Origin of the sequence: Nocardia miyunensis NBRC 108239 (assembly GCF_001613065.1) — a bacterium.
Classification (GTDB): domain Bacteria; phylum Actinomycetota; class Actinomycetes; order Mycobacteriales; family Mycobacteriaceae; genus Nocardia; species Nocardia miyunensis.
Map to the genome: position 1 here is coordinate 24269 of NZ_BDBQ01000114.1, position 18182 is coordinate 42450.

An 18182-nucleotide genomic window follows, 5' to 3' on the forward strand; every position below is an offset into this window, starting at 1 on the left:
GCGAACCGATGAAGCGGCCCCCCGGGGGTACGGCCGTGCTGAGCGCCGGCGAGGTGCGGTCGTGACCCTGCCTCACGATCTGATCCTGCGGTTGGCCCCGCTGCCCGTGCTGATTCCGATGCTCACCGCGGCCGTGACGCTCATCACCGGCCGACGCCCCCGGGTGCAGCAGGCCGTCTCGGTGATCGCGTTGAGCGCGGTGGTGGCCGTGGCGGCGATGCTGCTGTATCTGGCGGACCGGAACGGAATGGCCGCGCTGCAGGTCGGCGACTGGCACACCCCGATCGGCATCACCCTGGTGGTGGACCGATTGTCCGCGGCGATGCTGCTGGTGTCCTCGATCGTGCTGCTCGCGGTGCTCGTCTTCGCGGTCGGGCAGGGTATCAGCGACGGCAACGAACGCCAGCCCACCTCGATCTTCCAGCCGACGTACCTCATCCTGAGCGCGGGGGTTTCGATCGCCTTCCTGGCGGGGGATCTGTTCAATCTGTTCGTCGGATTCGAGGTGCTGCTGGCCGCGTCGTTCGTGCTGCTGACCCTCGGGGCCAGTGCGGAACGCGTGCGGGCCGGTGTGTCGTACGTGATGGTCTCGATGGTCTCCTCGCTGATCTTCCTGACCGGTATCGCCCTGGCCTACGCCGCGACCGGAACCTTGAATCTGGCGCAGATGGCCGAGCGGATGGGGTCGGTGCCCGGCGGGGTGCGCAGTGCGATCTACGCGGTGCTGCTGGTCGCGTTCGGCATCAAGGCCGCGGTGTTCCCGCTGTCGAACTGGCTGCCCGATTCCTATCCGACCGCGCCCGCGCCGGTGACCGCGGTCTTCGCCGGTTTGCTGACGAAAGTCGGTGTCTACGCGATCATTCGGCTGCACACGCTGTTGTTCCCGGCCGCGCATTTCGACCGGATTCTGCTGATCTGCGGTCTGCTGACCATGGTGCTGGGCATTCTCGGTGCGATCGCGCAGAGCGATATCAAACGATTGTTGTCGTTCACGCTCGTCAGCCATATCGGCTATCTGATGTTCGGGATCGGGTTGAACACGTCGCTGGGTCTGGCCGGGACGGTTTACTATGTGGCGCACCACATTCTGGTGCAGACCACGTTGTTCCTGGTGGTCGGACTGATCGAGCGTCAGGCCGGATCCGCGTCGCTCGAGCGCCTGGGCGGGCTGCTCGCGGCGAGTCCGGCCCTCGCCGTGCTGTTCGGCATTCCGGCGATGAATCTCGGTGGTATTCCGCCATTTTCGGGTTTCCTGGGCAAGGTGACGTTGCTCCAGGCAGGCGCCGCGGACGGCAGTTCGCTGTCCTGGGTTCTGGTCGCCGGATCCGTGCTGACCAGCCTGTTGACGTTGTACGCCATGGCGCGGGTGTGGAGTAAGGCGTTCTGGCGGCCGCGCGCGCAGGCCCCCGAGGGCGAACTCGCCGACGCCGCGCCCTCGGCCCTGATCGATGAATCGGTCGACATGCTGTTCGACGAACGTCCCGATCCGGGCCGGATGCCGCGGCTGATGCTGATGCCGACGGTCGCGCTGATCGCCGTCGGCCTCGCGCTGACCGTGTTCGCCGGGCCGATCCTGAACATCGCGACGCGCACCGCCGGTGATCTGATGGACCGGAACACCTATCTCACAACGGTTCTGCATTCTCCGGAGCCGGCGCGGGCGGGTGGTGCGCGATGAGCCTGTCGAGTTTGCTGAGCCGCGAACGGCTGGTCCGCCTGGGCGGGCTGATCTGGCTGGCGATCGTCTACACCGCGCTGTGGGGAGATTTCAGTGTCGGCAATATCGTGGCCGGATTGGTGATCGGCTCGCTGATCATGCTGCTGCTGCCGTTGCCGCGGGTCCCGGTTTCGGGGCGGTTGCATCCGCTGTCGCTGCTCGAACTGGTCGTCATGAGTGTGTATTACGCGCTCGAATCCAGTTTGCAGATCGCCTGGTTCGCGGTGCGGCCGTCCGGTGCGCCGGTCTCGGGTGTGCTGCGGCTGCGGATGGCGATTCGCTCACCGCTGGTGATGGTGCTGTGCGCCGACCTGCTGAATCTGATTCCCGGCACCATGGTCCTGGAGATCGACCGGACCTCGCACACCATTTGGGTGCATGTGCTCGACGTGGGCAGCGACGAGGCCGTGGAGCGGTTCTACTTCACCACCCGGCGACTTGAACAGTTGCTGATCCGTTCCTTCGAACGTCCCGGGGAATGGCACGAAACCCTGCGCCCCGAACCCCTGCCGCCCGAGGAGCGCTGATGGGCGCGCGAACCGGGCAGCGCACGAGACAGGAGGACTCATGACGATCGTCGCGATCATCGCGGGTGTATTGCTGGCGGGTGCGGCCGTGCTCACCGGATATCGCGTCCTGTGCGGACCGAGCACGCTGGACCGGGTGGTCGGGGTCGACTCGCTGGTCGCCATCACCGCGTCGGGCCTGGCGGTCTGGGCGGCCTACAGCAACGACGCCACCGTCCTGCCCGGCATCGTGGCACTGGCCCTGGTCGGCTTCCTGGGCTCCGCCGCGGTCTCTCGCTTCCGTGTCCGGGACGACCGATGATGTGGTTCGACACGGCCCTGCGCTGGTTCTCCTGCGTGCTGATCCTGCTCGGTTCGGCCTTCGCCCTGACCGCGGCCGTCGCGATCGTGCGTTTCCCGGACACCCTGTCTCGCATGCACGCGGCGACGAAACCGCAGGTCGTCGGCCTGATTCTGATCCTGATCGGCGCGTTCATCCAGTTGCGCGGGCACGGCAACGTCTGGATGCTCGTCCTGGTCGGCCTGTTCACCCTGCTCACCGCCCCCGCCATCGCCCACCTGATCGGCCGCACCGCCTACCGCGAACAACGCGGCCGCGACGGACTCCTGCTGATCAACGAACTCGGCGACGACGACACGGACTCGCCGGCCTGAGAAGACGTCCGGATCGGTCGCCGTGACGTGCCCGGAATCGTTTGTGCCGGAGCGGCTTCGGTAGGGCACGGTCACAAGCACGCAGTGGCACAGGGCGTTTCGGTCAGGTCACGGGCCCACATCGACGGGCCGAGACCGAGTGGTCCGGGCGCGACGGATGGCGGTGACCGGGCAGCTGGGCCCGATCACGCAGTCACGCAGGATGTTTCGGTCAAGGCCCTCCGCACACATCGACCTGCCCGGACCGATGGGGTAGTCCGGAACATGGCGGCCGCGATCACGCGGCGATGTCGCATCGAGCGGCCCGCCGCGAGTCCGCGCGGACCGGACGATGCGAACCGCTCGCTCAGCGAGGTGGGGTGTCCTCCGGGAAGTTCCGGCCGCCCGGTCGGCGCAGGCGCAGGCGCGCGGTCGAACCGCGCAGCGGCGGCAGAGCCGGGCGACGTCGGGTGGCGCGGCGCTGAGCGCGGCGTTCGGCCGGTTTGTGGTGCCAGGTCTCCGGGCGGGCGGCGACCCAGCGGGCCGAACGCCAGGCGAACGGGATGTGCCCGAGGTACACCACGACCAGCACCATCAGCAGGATCAGCGGATAGGTGACCAGCGCGGCGGCGATCAGCGCGACCAGGACCAGCAGCATTGCCGCGGCCTGCGGTGCGACCGACACCGACTTCATCGCCAGCGTCGGGATGGTGCTCACGGCCAGCAGCGCGGTGAAGACGGTCCAGACCGCGATGGCCGGGAGCGAATTCCACCAGCCGCTGCCGAACTGTTCGTGCACCGCGACCGGCAGCAGCGCGGTCAGCGCGGCCGCGGGCGCGGGCACGCCGGTGAAGTATTCGCGCTGCCAGTCCGGGCGGGTGTCGTCGTCCAGCAGGGTGTTGAACCTGGCCAGCCGCAGCACCAGGCTGACCGTGTAGATCAGCGCGATGATCCACCCGACGCTGTTCTTCTGCAGGAACGACACGTACAGCACCAGCGCGGGCGCGACGCCGAAGGAGATCGCGTCGGCCAGCGAGTCGAGTTCCGCGCCTATCCGCGTGGTGGCGTCGAGCAGCCGCGCGAGCCGCCCGTCGAGCGCGTCCAGGACCGCGGCCGCGCCGATCATCGCCAGCGCGACCCCGCGAGAGCCGTCCAGGGCGAATTTCACCGCGGACAGTCCGGCGCACAGCGCCAGGATCGTGACGATGCTGGGCAGCAGCCGAACCGTGCGGCGCCGTCCCTGGACGATCACAGCCTTCTCGATCATGAGACCAGTTCTGCCAGCACCGTCTCCCCGCCGATCGTGCGCTGCCCGGGTTCGACGAGCAGCCGGGTTCCGGCCGGGAAGTAGGTGTCGACGCGGGAACCGAAGCGGATCAGCCCGTAGGTCTCGCCGATGGTGAGCTTGTCACCGGCCTTGGCGTCGCACACGATCCGGCGGGCCAGCAGTCCGGCGATCTGCACGACCGTGATCAGTTGCCCGGCCGCGGTCTCGACGACCACCGTGTTGCGCTCGTTCACCGAACTCGCCTCGGGCAGGTCCGCCGAGCGGAATTGTCCACGCCGATAAGCGATCTCGCGCACGATGCCGGAGACCGGCATGCGCTGCACATGCACGTCCAGCACCGAAAGGAAGATGCTCACCCGCGGCACCTCGCCCTCGCCCAGGTGCAGTTCGGCGGGCGGCGCGGCCGTGTCGACCAGGGCGACCTCACCGTCGGCCGGTGCGACCACGACGCCGGGCCGGTTCGGCGGGACGCGGTGCGGATGCCGGAAGAAGGCGGCCGAGGCCGCGGCCACGGTGATCCCCGCGCGGCGTACCCATTTGCGCCGCCGCGCCACCAGCGCCACCGCCAGCGGCGTCGCCACGAACGGCAGACCGGCGGGGTGCAGCGGCGGAATCGCGGCGCGAACCAGGTCGGCGAGATGGCCGAGTCCGGATTGTTCGGGCGTGCCGGGCGGGGTGGGGCGGCGGGCCACGGGCTCCTCTTTCGTGCATGGACAGGGGTATCGCGGGTATCCGTGACGCATTCGGTCTCGGACCGCGCTCACACCTTACGGGAACAAGACCGTCCCGGGGCAGGGCCGCGAACAGGCGGCGAACGGGACATAGTGGAATCGATTGTGACTTTCCTCAACCTGACGCTACAGTTCGGGATAATATGAGGGGGCCTCATGTCTACCGTTTTGCAACCGGTCGTTCGAGGCCCGATGAAGGATGCCAGCGTAGGTACACAAGAGGAGAAGCACGATGGCTGCTCGACTCGCCCAGGTCGAAGGGGCAGAGCACACCGCGATGCTCGGGCTCGGCGTGTACCGCCCAGCCCGGGTCGTCACCAATGACGAGGTCGCCGGGCCGATCGATTCCAGCGACGAATGGATCTACAGCCGTTCGGGCATCCGGACCAGGCGGTTCGCCTCGGATGCGGAGACCATAGTCGGCATGAGCGCCGCGGCCGGCCGCGATGCGCTCGGCGCCGCCGGGATCTCGCCCGAGCAGGTCGACTGCGTCATCGTGGCCACCTCGACGTGGCTGCTGCTGACTCCCGCCGCCGCCCCGCAGATCGCCACCGAACTGGGCATGAACCACCCCGCCGCCTTCGACATCTCCGCCGGATGCGCCGGGTTCTGTCACGCCATCGCGGTTGCCTCCGACCTGGTCAAGGGGGGTACCGCCCGGCATGCGCTGGTGATCGGGGTGGAGCGGCTGACCGATGCGGTGAATCCGGCCGATCGCGGCACGGCCTTCCTGTTCGCCGACGGCGCGGGCGCGGTAGTGATCGGCCCGTCCGACGAGCCGGGCATCGGCCCGACGGTCTGGGGTTCGGACGGCACCCAGCATCGCGCGATCCGGCAGGACAAGGACTGGATGGAGTTCTTCACCGAGATCGACGAGAAGGGGCCCGATGCGGTGCGGCCGTATCTGGCGATGGAGGGCACGGCGGTATTCCGCTGGGCCGCACACTCTTTGAAGGCGGTCTGCCTGGACGCCATCGAGCGCGCCGGGCTCACCCCCACCGATATCGACGCGATGGTTCCGCATCAGGCCAACGGCCGCATCATCGAGATCATGGCCCGCGAGCTGAAGCTGTCCCAGGACACCGCGCTGGCGAACGACATCGAGCACACCGGGAACACCTCGGCCGCCTCGATTCCGCTGGCCATGGAGGCGCTGCTGCGGTCGGGGGAGACCAAACCCGGCGCGGACGCACTGCTGGTCGCATTCGGCGCCGGGCTCTCCTATGCCGCGCAGGTCGTGAAACTCCCCAACTGGCAGTAATTTTGGCCTCCGCTCCGGTCAGTCCAGAATCGACCCGGGCCGCGGCCTTTGGTGTTGACGTTGCCAGGGGTGGGTGGAACAGCGTGCTGTCGGTGGGGCTTTCGGCTATCAGTCGAGGTTCCAGGTCACGGTGACGGTGAACGTCACCGTCTGCGTGCCCGGCTCCAGCGGAATGTCCGGCACCGCCGCCTGCTTGTGCAGCGACGGGGAGGGGGACGTGTCACCGCTGCTGGTCTCGTTGATGGTCTTCACCGTCCCCAGCTTCAGCCCGGACAGCACCGCGTACTGCTCGGCCCGTGATTTCGCGTCGGCGAAGGCGCGGGCGCGGGCGTCGGCGAGCAGTTTGGAATTGTCGTCCAGCGCGAACGAGACCGAGTCGACCCGGGTGTCGTTACCGCCGGCCTGCGTCGCCGCACCGAGGATGGCCGAGGCCTTGGTCAGATCGCGGACCGCGACGTGCACGGTGTTGCCGGACCGATAACCGGTGACCGTCTGGTCGGGGCCGTACTGCGGCTGCACCGAGACGTCGGTGGTGCGGATGTCCTCCCGCTTGGCTCCCGCGGCGACCATGGCATCGACGACCGCCCGGGCCTTGGCGCTCGCCGTCGAGATGGCCGTGGACACGTCCGGCGCGGTCACCTCGACACCGAGATCGGAGTTCAGCGTGTCCGGGGTCCCCTGCACCTCGCCCGAGCCGATCACGGTGACGTCCCGGCCGGGTGCGGGAGTGGAATCCGAACTCCCGCACCCGGACAGCAGGGCAACGGTCCCGGCGAGAGCGGCAACAGAGCCACAAAATCGTCGCACAGTATCTTTGGCCTCCGCTTCGCTCCGGCGTGTTTTCGGCGCCCGAGCCGCGCCGAAAACTTTGTGGTTGGCGTATTTTGCCGGACTGTTCCGGTACACGGGGACTTTTCGCCGCTGGGCGCGTTGCGAGGTGGTTGTCTCCGGCCTTCGTTGCTGGTCCGGGCGGTTCAGCGCTCCACCGCGGTTTTGATCTTGTTCAGGGTTTCGTTCATGCCGGAGATCAGGCGGGTTTCGAACTTCTCCTCGCCGCCGAGGAGGGCGTCGATCATGATCCGGACCGGTTTGCGGACGCCGTTCGGGACGTCGCGGCGCTCGGTGACGCGGGTGCCCGAATCGGTGGGCTCGAGGGTGTAGCTCCAGATCGTGCTGTTCTCGTTCATCCGGAACGCGAAGGCGCGGTCGGGTTCGAAGCGCACGATCCGGGACGTGGTGGGGTAGTAGTACGTGTCGTGATTGAGGTTGACCGTCCAGGTACCGGCGCGCACGGTGCCGAGCGGGATCATCCGGACGGTGTTCGGGCTGAACTCCGGCATCCGCTTCAGATCGGTCAGCACCGCCCAGACCCGCTCCGGCGACGCGGCGATCTCGATGGTGGCTTCCAGGGGTTTCGGCAACGTCGCCTCCGGGCGTGTGACGGTGTGACTGTCGGTACCAGGAAATCGTACTGGGAGCGGCGTCCCTCGCAATCGGTGAGCCGGGTCACTCGTCGAATGAAGATCAACTAGGTCACATTCCGATGTGAAGGGTGTCCCAGTCGGTAATAAACGACGCACAATGGCAGATAGAGATAACGGCAGGCAACGAAGCAACCGACTGGAGTATGTCCCGTCCCATGTGAGGTGATCGGCCGTGAATTTGCGTACGCTCCTGCACCGGCAGGCGGATTCACTTCCCCTGCTACCGGTTTCCGAGACCGAGCACATCCATCTCCCCCGCAAGCACGGCAAACGAGCGCGGGCAGATCTGGAAGAACGACTCGAACGACTGCTCACCCCGACCGAGCGCGATATCGTCGAACATCGCCCGCCGGGCGGATCGTGATTCCGCGCATGTCCGGGTGCAGCGGAGTGGCAGGCAGCGGGCGTGGTCCTGCTGACAGCGAAAGCGATATACGGCACTTGCGCACACCATCCATACTTTTGAGGTGACATCACCAGCTGCCGCCAAACCGGCAATCCTCAGCGTCGACGACGATCCGGGCGTCTCCCGCGCGGTCGTGCGTGATCTGCGGCGACGGTACGGCGGGGACTACCGGATTCTGCGCGCGGAATCAGGCGCCTCGGCCCTCGACGCGCTTCGTGAGCTGAAGCTGCGCGGTCAGCCGGTCGCCGTGCTGATCGCCGATTATCGGATGCCGGGAATGGACGGCATCGAATTCCTCGAGCAGGCCATGGACCTGCATCCGTACGCCCGGCGCGTGCTGTTGACCGCCTACGCCGACACCAATGCCGCCATCGAGGCGATCAATGTCGTGGATCTGGACCACTATCTGCTCAAGCCGTGGGATCCGCCGGAGGAGAAGCTGTATCCGGTGGTCGACGCGTTGCTCGAGGCGTGGCGCGGCGATGAGCATCGCCCGGTGCACGAGACCAAGGTGATCGGTCACCGCTGGTCCGCGCGCAGTTCGCAGGTGCGCGAATTCCTGGCCCGCAATCAGTTGCCGTACCGCTGGTATCTGGCCGACGAACCGGAAGGCTCGCGACTGCTGCAGGCGGCGGGCGCGTCCATGGACAGCTGCCCGGTGGTCATCGATGCCGCGGGAAAGGCGCTGCTGGCCCCCTCGGACAGTGAACTGGCCGCGAGCGTCGGGCTCAATACCGATCCGACCGGCGAGTTCTACGATCTGATCGTCATCGGCGGCGGGCCGGCCGGACTCGGCGCGGCCGTCTACGGGGCGTCCGAGGGTTTGCGCACGGTCCTGGTCGAGCGCACCGCGACCGGCGGTCAGGCGGGGCAGAGCTCGCGGATCGAGAACTACCTCGGATTCCCGGACGGTCTGTCGGGCGCGCAATTGGCCGACCGCGCGCGGCGGCAAGCCGTCAAATTCGGGGCGGAGCTGATCACCGCGCGCGAAGTGGTCGGGCTCGAGGTGTGCGGTTCGGCCCGGGTGGTGCGTTTCGACGACGGCAGTTCGATTTCGGCGCATTCGGTCCTGATCGCCACCGGGGTCAACTACCGGCATCATCCCGCGCCGGGCGTGGACGAATTCACCGGGCGCGGAGTCTATTACGGTTCGGCGATGACCGAGGCCGCCGACTGCGCCGATCGCGACGTCTACATCGTGGGCGGCGCGAATTCGGCGGGGCAGGCCGCGGTATTCCTGTCCCGGCACGCCTGCACCGTGCACATCCTGATTCGTGCGGACTCGCTGGAGAAATCCATGTCGCACTATCTGATTCAGCAGATCGAGCAGATCGGCAATATCGTCGTGCACCCCTGCACCGAGGTGGTCGCGGCCGACGGCGACGGCCATCTGGAACTGCTCGTGCTGCGCAACAATGCCACCGGCACGGAAGAAAAAGTGGAGGCCGAGCGGTTGTTCCTGTTCATCGGGGCCGCACCGGAGACCGACTGGCTCGACGAGATCGTCACCCGGGACGCCGCCGGATACGTGCTCGCCGGTCCGGACCTGATGGTGGACGGCAACCGCCCGTCCGGCTGGGAGCTGCCGCGGCCGCCGCATCATCTCGAGACCAGCGTTCCCGGTGTCTTCGTCGCCGGTGACGTGCGTTCCGAATCGGCCAAGCGGGTCGCGTCGGCCGTGGGCGAGGGCGCGATGGCGGTCATGCTCGTCCACCGATACATCGCCAAGCAGTAAGGAAGGTGTGCTTCGTGACCGACAATGCCGAGAGCGCCGATTTGGTCTGCGATCCCAGCGAATTGCGCACGCTGTTCCTGTTCGAGAAGCTCGACGACGAACAGCTGGCCTGGCTGTGCCGCGACGGCCGGATGGAAACCTTCGAACCCGGACTGGTCTTCCGTGAGGGCGAGCCGGCGACCTGCTTCTATGTGCTGATGGAGGGCGAGGTCGTGCTGACCAAGCAGTCCGGTGGCGAGGAGATCGAGCTGGTGCGCACCAGCCATCGCGGATCGTATGCCGGTGCGTGGACCGCCTATATGCAGGACAAGGTGGATCAGAGTTACTCCGGGTCGTTCTACGTCACCGAGCCGTCGCGTTTCTACGTGCTCGACGCGGCGATATTCGCGCAGATGATGCAGGAATGGTTCCCGATGGCCCTGCACCTGCTCGAGGGCGTGTTCTTCGGCAACCGCAACAGCAACGAGATCATCGGCCAACGCGAGCGTCTGCTCGCGCTGGGTTCGCTGTCGGCGGGCCTGACCCACGAGCTGAACAATCCCGCCTCCGCGGCCGTGCGGGCCACCTCGGCGCTGCGCGACCGCGTCGCGGGTATGCGGCACAAGCTGAAGATGATGGCGGGCGGCAGATTCACTCCGCACAGCTTGGAGGCCCTGGTCCAGCTGCAGGAGGAGGCCGCGACGCAGGTCGCCAAGGCTCCGACGCTCACCCCGCTGGAAACCGCCGACCGCGAGGACGAACTCGGCGACTGGCTCGACGAGCACGGCATCACCAACGGCTGGGATATCGCCCCGACGTTCGTGCAGGCCGGATTCGACGTCGACTGGCTCGAGCGGGTGGCCGGGACGCTGGAGGGTTGCGGCAGCAATGTGTTCGAGGGCGCGATCCGCTGGCTGAACTACACGGTCGAGACCGAATTGCTGATGAACGAGATCACCGATTCGACCACGCGGGTGTCCTCGCTGGTGAACGCGGCCAAACAGTATTCGCAGATGGATCGCGCGCCCTTCCAGGTGGTCGACATCCACGAGCTGCTCAAGAGCACGCTGGTGATGCTGGCCCGCAAGATCGGCGACGACATCACCGTGGTCAAGGACTTCGACCGAACCCTGCCGCAAGTGCCTTGTTACGCGGCGGAATTGAATCAGGTGTGGACGAATCTGATCGACAACGCGGTCGGCGCGATGCAGGGCCGCGGCACCCTCACCGTCCGCACCTATCGCGAGAACGACTGTGCCGTAGTGGAAATCGGCGACACCGGCCCGGGTGTGCCCGCTGAACTCCGGCACCGGATCTTCGAACCGTTCTTCACCACCAAACCGGTAGGCGAGGGAACTGGTCTGGGGCTTGACATTTCGTTCCGCATCGTCGCCAAGAAACACGGCGGCGACATCCGGGTGGAGTCGGTGCCGGGCGACACCCGGTTCATCGTCCGGCTGCCGCTGGATCCGCCGAGCCGTTCCGCCGATGCGGTCGGTGAGGCTGTCGTGCAATCGAATCTCGGAGGTGAGTGATGGCGGAACCCATCGAGGGTATCGATCCCAGTGCACCGCCCAGCGGTACGGGATGCGCGGAATGTGAAGCGGCACAAGGCTGGTGGGTGCATCTGCGCCGCTGTGCCGCGTGCGGGCACGTCGGCTGCTGCGACAGCTCTCCGTCGCAGCACGCCAGTAAACACTTCGCCGAGACCGGACATCCGTACATCCAGAGTTTCGAGCCCGGCGAGGACTGGTTCTGGGATTTCCGCAGTAGCGAAATGTTCTCCGAGGGACCCGCTCTCGCGCCCCCGGACCACCATCCCACCAGCCAGACCGTGCCCGGACCGCGCGAACGAGTCCCGCGCGATTGGCAGGATCACGTCCACTGATCCGCACCCCAGGTCATCCGATTCCTGCCCACCTTGGCTACGCCGACTCCGCGGCCCGGAAGCGATTCTGCACCAACCGAATCAGTGGCAACGAAACAAGCTCACCGGTTTTCCGCCAGCCGCTGATAACGCCAAAGGCCGTGGCCCGGGTCGATTTCGGCTGATAGAGCCGGCCAAGCGCGGCCACTGAGCTGTAGCGGAGGAGTCCAGGGATAACCCAGTTCCGCCCACCTCGGGTAACGCCAACCCCAAAGGCCGCGGCCCTCAGGGGCCGCGGCCCCGCCGGAGCGAAGCGGAGGCCAAAAATACAGCCCCGCCGGAGCGAAGCGGAGGCAGTCGGACAGAGCAGATACAGTTGCGAGCGCGCCGGGGGACCCGGCGTTACCGACCATCTGGGAATACGTGTAGATGAAACGACTTTCGGTGATCGTCGCTCGTGGGGCGACGATCGCGGCCCTCGGCGTGATGACGACGGGGCTCGCCGCATGCGGTGGGCACGAGGACGATTCGGCTGGTTCGGCCCCAGGCGCGCAGGCGACGAGCGCATCCGCGTCGGCGGTCGCGAGCAGCGCCGCGGCTGCTCCGAGCAGCGCCGCGACCAGCAGCGCGGCCGCGTCGAGCGCGCCGGTGAACTCGAAGCTCGGCCCGGCTTCGCGCACGACGTGCGCCACCTTCAAGAATATGACCATCGACGACGAGACGTCGCTGGTGAAGAAGGTGCTCGCGGAGAACCCCGGTTCGCGGCTCGACGGCAGCCCCAACGTCGCGCTGGGCACGGCCAAACTGGTCTGCCTGGCCTCCAGTGAGCAGAGCAAGCCGATCGCCGTCGCCATCGGTGTCGCCCAGTAGTAGCCGCTCTCCCGCGTCTACCGATCGATCAGGGTCCGACAAGCGCTGCGCCGCACCGTGATCGCGGGAGCAGCGGCGTTCCGGCGTCGCTGCCCCGGATCAGTGGAAATAGCCCTGGAACAGGATGCTCGCGACATGCGTCGCGGTCTCCCGCCCGACCTGGTCGCCGTTCTTGACCGTCATGGTGTTGCCGGTGATGGCCACGGTATAGCGCTCGTTCGGGCCGACGAAGCCGACGGAGTTGTCCAGCCAGGAGCCGTCCGGATTGTCGGGTGACCAGCCGTCCTTGTTGCCGGGTTGCGCGGCCGGTCCCGCGCCCCAGACGCCCCACTGCTGAACCGGTCCCACCGACCGCATCTCGTTCACCAGGTAGGTGCGGTCCGCCGGGTTGAGCTGGGCCAGCGCGGAATTCATCAGGCGATCGAGGTCGGCGGCGGTGGTTCGCATCCAGCCCCAATATGGTTGCGGGTCACGGAATTTCGACGTGGTCATGCCGAAACGGCCCAGGTCCCGGGCGAAACTCGCACCGCCGTAACGCTTCCACAGCGCATCGGCCGCATTGTCGTCGCTGACGTTGAGCATGCGGTGCATCAGGTCGCGGTCCGACGCGGACAGGGTGATGGCGTGGGATTCGTTGCGCAGCAACAGGCTCACGACCATCTCCAGCTTTTCGGTGGACTCGGCCCACACCTGGTTGTTCGCATTGCCGTTCTGCCAGATCGCGCCCGTCTGGCGGTCGTAGACGACGATTCCGGTGCTGCCCGGCCGGGACTTGGCGTAGGCGTCGGCCGCGGTCGCCCGGGTCACCAGGCCCGGATCGAGGGCCGGCGCCTTGGCCGGTGCCGTCGGCATGTGCAGCGCGAAAGTTGCCACCACGGCCGCGGCTACGGCGGCCGAGCGTCGGAATGCGGACATATCCACCTGTCGACGGGTTGTAGTTGCTTCTGCCTTCTGCAGGGTATTGGCCGGGCCCGGGAATTGCATCCATCAGGGGCCGCGGGTCACCTGTGCGCCATCGTCAACTTGTGGTTGACGAAAACGTATTGGTCAACCTAGAGTTGACGCATGACGGAAAGAATACGCCTCGACGATCTGATCGAGGGCATAAAGCGCGCACGTCCGGACAACGTTCTGGAACAACTCTCCGACGCGGTCGTGACCGCCGGACATATGAGCGAGGTGGCCGATCACCTGATCGGGCATTTCGTGGATCAGGCTCGCCGCGCGGGCGCGTCGTGGACCGATATCGGTCAGAGCATGGGCGTCACCAAACAGGCCGCCCAGAAGCGGTTCGTGCCCAAGGGCGATGCGGCCGCGATGGACCCCAACGCCGGTTTCGCCCGGTTCACGCCGAAAGCGCGCAAGGTCGTGGTCGCCTCGCAGGAAGAGGCGCGGCGGGCCGACAATACCGAGATCCAGCCGGAGCATCTGGTTCTCGGGCTGGTGAGTCAGCCTGATTCCCTTGCCGCACATGCGATCATCGCGAATGGGATCAGTCTGGACGCGGTGCGCCGGGTGGCCACGGCCGCGCTGGCGGAGGGAAGGCCCGAGGATGTCCCCGCGCTCATTCCGTTCAACGCCCAGGCCCGCAAGGCGCTCGAGCTGACCTACCGGGAAGCGCTGCGCCTGGGGCACAACTACATCGGCACCGAACACATTCTGCTGGCCCTGCTGGAAAACGAGGACGGCACCGGCCTGCTCTCGGGCCTGGGCCTGGCCAAGGCCGGGGTGGAGAAGGACATCGCCACCCAACTGGCCGAGTTCACCCCGCCGTCCCCGCTCGGTCACCACGTCCCGCCGGGACACCTCCCTCCTCCCGGTCACCAGCCGCCCCCGCCCCCCGAGCATCCCCGGGGACCGCACCCCCCGGCGCCGCCGCAGCCGCCCATGCCGCCCCAGCCGCCCGGATCCCCGCAGCCGATCGTGCCCCCGCAACCGCCTGCGCCTCCGCAGCTCTGACGGGCGTCTCGCATCGTGAATGCCGCCGCGGTTCGACCCGGTGCATGCGAAACAACCCTGGCCGCACCTCCTTGGCCGCCGGCACTCCCAACGGTGTGGCGGATCGGGCGACGATCCGGTGGCGGTCGGATTCAAGTCGGCGACGCCGGAGACGATCGCCTACCGGATCGGCCGGGCACGGCAGCCGGAATCCGGAACGGACCCGATGTGCGCTCGGGCAGTGTGCGCATCGGATCGCCGAGCATTCCGATGAACGATCGATCCTGACGAATATGACGAGGGGCCCGTTCCGATCGAACGGGCCCCTCCTCATGTCCGGAGAGGATCAGCTGGGCGTGCGGGCGACGGCGAACACCCGGCGGAACGGCAGCCAGGTCGTACCGTCGGGCTGCTTGGGGTACGCCTCGCGCAACATCGGCGCGAGTTCGGCGACGAAACGATCCCAGCCGACGTCGTCGAGGGTGTCGCGCACCGGGCGCAGAGCGGTGCCCGATACCCACTTCAACACCGGATCGTCACCGGTGAGACGCTGCAGATACGTTGTCTCCCAAGCATCTACGGCACATCCGGCGTCGGCGAGCAGGGTCGCGTACCCGGTCGGATCCAGAACGTTGCGTGGTTGCAGCAGACCCGCGGGCTCGAGTGCGTCCTGCCACTGCTCGCGGCCGGCCAGTTCCCGGATGCACCGATGTGAGGGCGCGTCGAAGTTGCCGGGGACCTGGATGGCCAGCCATGCGCCGGGCGGCAGTTTGCGGGCCCATTCGTCCAGCAGGGTCGGATGGCCGGGCACCCACTGCAGCACGGCGTTGGAGACCACCACGTCGGTATCGGGTTCGGGGGTCCAGTCGCGGACGTCGAGCAGGGTCGCGTGCACTCCGCGGGCACGGGCCGCGGCGACCATCTCGGGTGAGGCGTCCGACGCCTCGATGATCGCCTCGGGCCAGCGCTGGGACAACACCGAGGTCAGATGGCCGGGACCGCAGCCGAGGTCGGTGACACGCCGGGGCCGGTCGGCGCCGATCCGGCCGAGCAGTTCGTGGAAGGGGCGGGAGCGGTGGTCGTCGAAGGCCAGATACTGCTGGGGATCCCACATGGGCGGCTCCTGACGTCGCATTCGTCGAGAATGATATCGCTTACCAAACCGTATGTCCGTACTTTATAAGCCGAAGTGTCCTTGCGCAACGGGCCTCCGGATAGGATGTCGCTATGGCGGATGAGACCGATTCCGACCTGATCGCCGGGGAACTACGGGTTGACCTGCTGCGAGCGCTCTCCTATGTGGAGACCGAGTCGGGCCCGGACGGCAGTTACATCGTCAACGGAGATCTCCCGCCCGACGTGGCGCCACCGTTCATCCGCGCCATCATGCGTATCGAGGCCGAACTCCTGTTGCACGACGCCCGGCAGGTCACCGTCGACCACGGCGAACCACGCACGCCGGAGGAGCGTCGCGCCGATGCCTTCCTGGCCCTGGCGCTACGCGTCACCGACACCTGATTCCGCCTCTTCGAGCGGCCCTATGCAACCTTGCACTCGGTACCCTCGAGTGCTAAAAAGGGATCTGGCACTCCAAACCAACGAGTGCCAGGTCGGGATGGTGAGGCCGAGAAACTCGGTCGTCCGTCGCGGGCACCGAACCTGGCCAGATCGTGTCAATCCCTGATCTGGAGGATCTCAACAACGCCATGGCCAAGACAATTGCGTATGACGAAGAGGCCCGCCGTGGCCTCGAGCGGGGCCTGAACAGCCTCGCCGACGCCGTCAAGGTGACGCTGGGCCCCAAGGGCCGCAACGTTGTCCTGGAGAAGAAGTGGGGCGCCCCGACGATCACCAACGATGGTGTTTCCATCGCCAAGGAGATCGAGCTCGAGGACCCGTACGAGAAGATCGGCGCCGAGCTGGTCAAGGAAGTCGCCAAGAAGACCGACGACGTCGCGGGTGACGGCACCACCACCGCGACCGTGCTGGCTCAGGCGCTGGTGCGCGAGGGCCTGCGCAACGTCGCGGCCGGTGCGAACCCGCTGGGTCTGAAGCGCGGCATCGAGAAGGCCGTCGAGGCCGTCACCAACCGTCTGCTGGGTTCGGCCAAGGAGGTCGAGACCAAGGAGCAGATCGCTGCCACCGCCGCCATCTCCGCCGGCGACGCGTCCATCGGCGAGCTGATCGCCGAGGCCATGGACAAGGTCGGCAAGGAAGGCGTCATCACCGTCGAGGAGAGCAACACCTTCGGCCTCCAGCTGGAGCTGACCGAGGGTATGCGCTTCGACAAGGGCTACATCTCGGGCTACTTCGTCACCGACCCGGAGCGTCAGGAAGCGGTCCTCGAGGACCCGTACATCCTGCTGGTCGGCTCGAAGATCTCGACCGTCAAGGACCTGCTGCCGCTGCTGGAGAAGGTCATCCAGGCCGGTAAGCCGCTGCTGATCATCGCCGAGGACGTCGAGGGCGAGGCCCTGTCGACCCTGGTCGTGAACAAGATCCGCGGCACCTTCAAGTCCGTCGCCGTGAAGGCCCCGGGCTTCGGCGACCGCCGCAAGGCGCAGCTGGCCGACATCGCCATCCTGACCGGTGGCGAGGTCATCAGCGAAGAGGTCGGCCTCTCGCTGGAGACCGCGACCGTCGACCTGCTTGGCACCGCCCGCAAGGTCGTGATCACCAAGGACGAGACCACGATCGTGGACGGCGCCGGCGATGCCGACGCCATCCAGGGCCGCGTCGCGCAGATCCGCACCGAGATCGAGAACTCGGATTCGGATTACGACCGCGAGAAGCTGCAGGAGCGTCTGGCCAAGCTGGCCGGCGGTGTTGCGGTGATCAAGGCCGGCGCCGCCACCGAGGTGGAGCTCAAGGAGCGCAAGCACCGCATCGAAGATGCCGTGCGCAACGCCAAGGCCGCCGTCGAGGAGGGCATCGTCCCCGGTGGTGGTGTGGCCCTGCTGCAGTCCGCTCCGGCTCTGGACGACCTGAAGCTCGAGGGTGACGAGGCCACCGGCGCGAACATCGTGCGGGTGGCGCTGGCCGCGCCGCTGAAGCAGATCGCGTTCAACGCGGGCCTCGAGCCCGGCGTGGTGGCCGAGAAGGTCTCCAACCTGCCCACCGGCCAGGGCCTCAACGCCGACTCCGGCGTCTACGAGGACCTGCTGGCGGCCGGCGTTGCCGACCCGGTCAAGGTGACTCGTTCGGCGCTGCAGAACGCGGCCTCGATCGCGGCCCTGTTCCTCACCACCGAGGCCGTCGTGGCCGACAAGCCGGAGAAGGCCGCCGCTCCCGCGGGCGACCCGACCGGCGGCATGGGCGGCATGGACTTCTGAGTCCAGCCTCCCGGCAACACATTTCGAACCGGTAGCCGGTCCGCCTTCGGGTGGGCCGGCTACCGGCGTTTCGAAGACGATTCGACTGTGCTGCCCGGGGACGGCCGAGTCTCGCGGTTCCGCAGGCTCGTCGCGGATGTGGTCCGCCGGAGTATTCACTTGGACGCCATGTGCGGTTTGGCCGTATGACCAGGCGATTTGACATTGAAACTCGCTGCCGCGTAACTTAATCCAGGTCAGAGCGACACGGACACCGACCCGGAGCCGAAAGGCCCGGGACACGAGGTTGGACGAGGAGCGCCTGACGCTCACACTAGCAAGACCGAGACCCCGATTTGGTTCGGGATCTACGTCTGAGCTAAGCTTGAAAAGTTGCCTCACCGATCAACCGGATTAACTTCCGCAAGATGGTGT

Annotated in this window: 18 protein-coding genes and 1 pseudogene; 13 read left to right on the plus strand and 6 right to left on the minus strand. The window is 67.1% G+C overall.

What is annotated here, in order from left to right; all coding sequences use genetic code 11:
• The first annotated feature begins 61 nt into the window (after window positions 1-61).
• The 4 genes from NM2_RS41380 to mnhG are packed head-to-tail and all read left to right on the plus strand — an operon-like array spanning window position 62 to window position 2898.
• On the plus strand, window positions 62-1678 hold the full coding sequence (locus tag NM2_RS41380) for a Na+/H+ antiporter subunit D (RefSeq protein ID WP_067681715.1): 1617 nt from the start codon (window positions 62-64) through the stop codon (window positions 1676-1678).
• A gap of 14 nt (window positions 1679-1692) precedes the next feature.
• On the plus strand, window positions 1693-2244 hold the full coding sequence (locus tag NM2_RS41385) for a Na+/H+ antiporter subunit E (protein WP_067681771.1): 552 nt from the start codon (window positions 1693-1695) through the stop codon (window positions 2242-2244).
• 40 nt (window positions 2245-2284) lie between these two features.
• On the plus strand, window positions 2285-2545 hold the full coding sequence (locus tag NM2_RS41390; protein ID WP_067681718.1) for a monovalent cation/H+ antiporter complex subunit F: 261 nt from the start codon (window positions 2285-2287) through the stop codon (window positions 2543-2545).
• On the plus strand, window positions 2542-2898 hold the full coding sequence (gene mnhG / locus NM2_RS41395) for a monovalent cation/H(+) antiporter subunit G (protein ID WP_245718488.1): 357 nt from the start codon (window positions 2542-2544) through the stop codon (window positions 2896-2898). The genes NM2_RS41390 and mnhG overlap by 4 nt, the downstream gene beginning before the upstream one ends.
• Window positions 2899-3244: 346 nt before the next feature.
• On the opposite strand, the gene NM2_RS41400 is transcribed toward mnhG, so the two are convergent.
• Both NM2_RS41400 and NM2_RS41405 read right to left on the minus strand, forming a co-directional pair.
• Complete coding sequence (locus tag NM2_RS41400) at window positions 3245-4144, minus strand: CDP-alcohol phosphatidyltransferase family protein (protein ID WP_067681722.1); 900 nt, start codon at window positions 4142-4144, stop codon at window positions 3245-3247.
• Window positions 4141-4857 carry a phosphatidylserine decarboxylase gene (locus NM2_RS41405; RefSeq protein WP_067681725.1) on the minus strand — a complete coding sequence of 239 codons (717 nt, stop codon included), beginning with the start codon at window positions 4855-4857 and terminating at the stop codon, window positions 4141-4143. Before NM2_RS41405 ends, NM2_RS41400 begins: the two co-directional genes overlap by 4 nt.
• Window positions 4858-5128: 271 nt before the next feature.
• Between NM2_RS41405 and NM2_RS41410 the strand changes: the two genes are divergently transcribed.
• Window positions 5129-6157, plus strand: a complete 1029-nt coding sequence (locus tag NM2_RS41410) for a beta-ketoacyl-ACP synthase III (RefSeq protein ID WP_067681728.1) — start codon at window positions 5129-5131, stop codon at window positions 6155-6157.
• 108 nt (window positions 6158-6265) lie between these two features.
• On the opposite strand, the gene NM2_RS41415 is transcribed toward NM2_RS41410, so the two are convergent.
• On the minus strand, window positions 6266-6964 hold the full coding sequence (locus NM2_RS41415) for an SIMPL domain-containing protein (RefSeq protein WP_067681731.1): 699 nt from the start codon (window positions 6962-6964) through the stop codon (window positions 6266-6268).
• 167 nt (window positions 6965-7131) lie between these two features.
• Window positions 7132-7578: an SRPBCC family protein gene (locus tag NM2_RS41420; RefSeq protein ID WP_067681734.1), complete on the minus strand. Its 447-nt coding sequence runs from the start codon at window positions 7576-7578 to the stop codon at window positions 7132-7134.
• Between the two features lie 235 nt (window positions 7579-7813).
• Here NM2_RS41420 and NM2_RS41425 point away from each other — a divergent pair, with 235 nt between their 5' ends.
• From NM2_RS41425 to NM2_RS41445, 5 genes are all read left to right on the plus strand, one after another.
• Window positions 7814-8005, plus strand: coding sequence for a hypothetical protein (locus NM2_RS41425; protein ID WP_067681737.1), 192 nt, complete (start codon window positions 7814-7816; stop codon window positions 8003-8005).
• A gap of 103 nt (window positions 8006-8108) precedes the next feature.
• A complete protein-coding gene (locus NM2_RS41430) occupies window positions 8109-9782 on the plus strand; it encodes an NAD(P)/FAD-dependent oxidoreductase (protein WP_067681739.1) in 1674 nt (557 codons plus the stop codon).
• Between the two features lie 131 nt (window positions 9783-9913).
• Entirely contained in the window at window positions 9914-11296 is a 1383-nt protein-coding gene (locus NM2_RS41435; protein ID WP_245718490.1) for an ATP-binding protein, read from the plus strand.
• On the plus strand, window positions 11296-11649 hold the full coding sequence (locus NM2_RS41440) for a UBP-type zinc finger domain-containing protein (protein WP_067681742.1): 354 nt from the start codon (window positions 11296-11298) through the stop codon (window positions 11647-11649). Before NM2_RS41435 ends, NM2_RS41440 begins: the two co-directional genes overlap by 1 nt.
• Window positions 11650-12057: 408 nt before the next feature.
• Entirely contained in the window at window positions 12058-12498 is a 441-nt protein-coding gene (locus NM2_RS41445; protein ID WP_067681745.1) for a hypothetical protein, read from the plus strand.
• Window positions 12499-12597: 99 nt separating this feature from the next.
• On the opposite strand, the gene NM2_RS41450 is transcribed toward NM2_RS41445, so the two are convergent.
• A complete protein-coding gene (locus NM2_RS41450) occupies window positions 12598-13413 on the minus strand; it encodes a serine hydrolase (protein WP_067681777.1) in 816 nt (271 codons plus the stop codon).
• Between the two features lie 150 nt (window positions 13414-13563).
• Here NM2_RS41450 and NM2_RS41455 point away from each other — a divergent pair.
• Window positions 13564-14256, plus strand: a pseudogene (locus tag NM2_RS41455) (Clp protease N-terminal domain-containing protein); the annotation flags it as partial.
• 526 nt (window positions 14257-14782) lie between these two features.
• On the opposite strand, the gene NM2_RS41465 reads toward NM2_RS41455, so the two are convergent.
• Window positions 14783-15550, minus strand: coding sequence for a trans-aconitate 2-methyltransferase (locus NM2_RS41465; protein WP_067681756.1), 768 nt, complete (start codon window positions 15548-15550; stop codon window positions 14783-14785).
• 113 nt (window positions 15551-15663) lie between these two features.
• On the opposite strand from NM2_RS41465, the gene NM2_RS41470 reads away from it, so the two are divergent.
• Both NM2_RS41470 and groL read left to right on the plus strand, forming a co-directional pair.
• On the plus strand, window positions 15664-15954 hold the full coding sequence (locus tag NM2_RS41470; protein WP_067681759.1) for a hypothetical protein: 291 nt from the start codon (window positions 15664-15666) through the stop codon (window positions 15952-15954).
• A gap of 188 nt (window positions 15955-16142) precedes the next feature.
• On the plus strand, window positions 16143-17768 hold the full coding sequence (gene groL / locus NM2_RS41475) for a chaperonin GroEL (protein WP_067681762.1): 1626 nt from the start codon (window positions 16143-16145) through the stop codon (window positions 17766-17768).
• The last annotated feature ends 414 nt before the right edge of the window (window positions 17769-18182 follow it).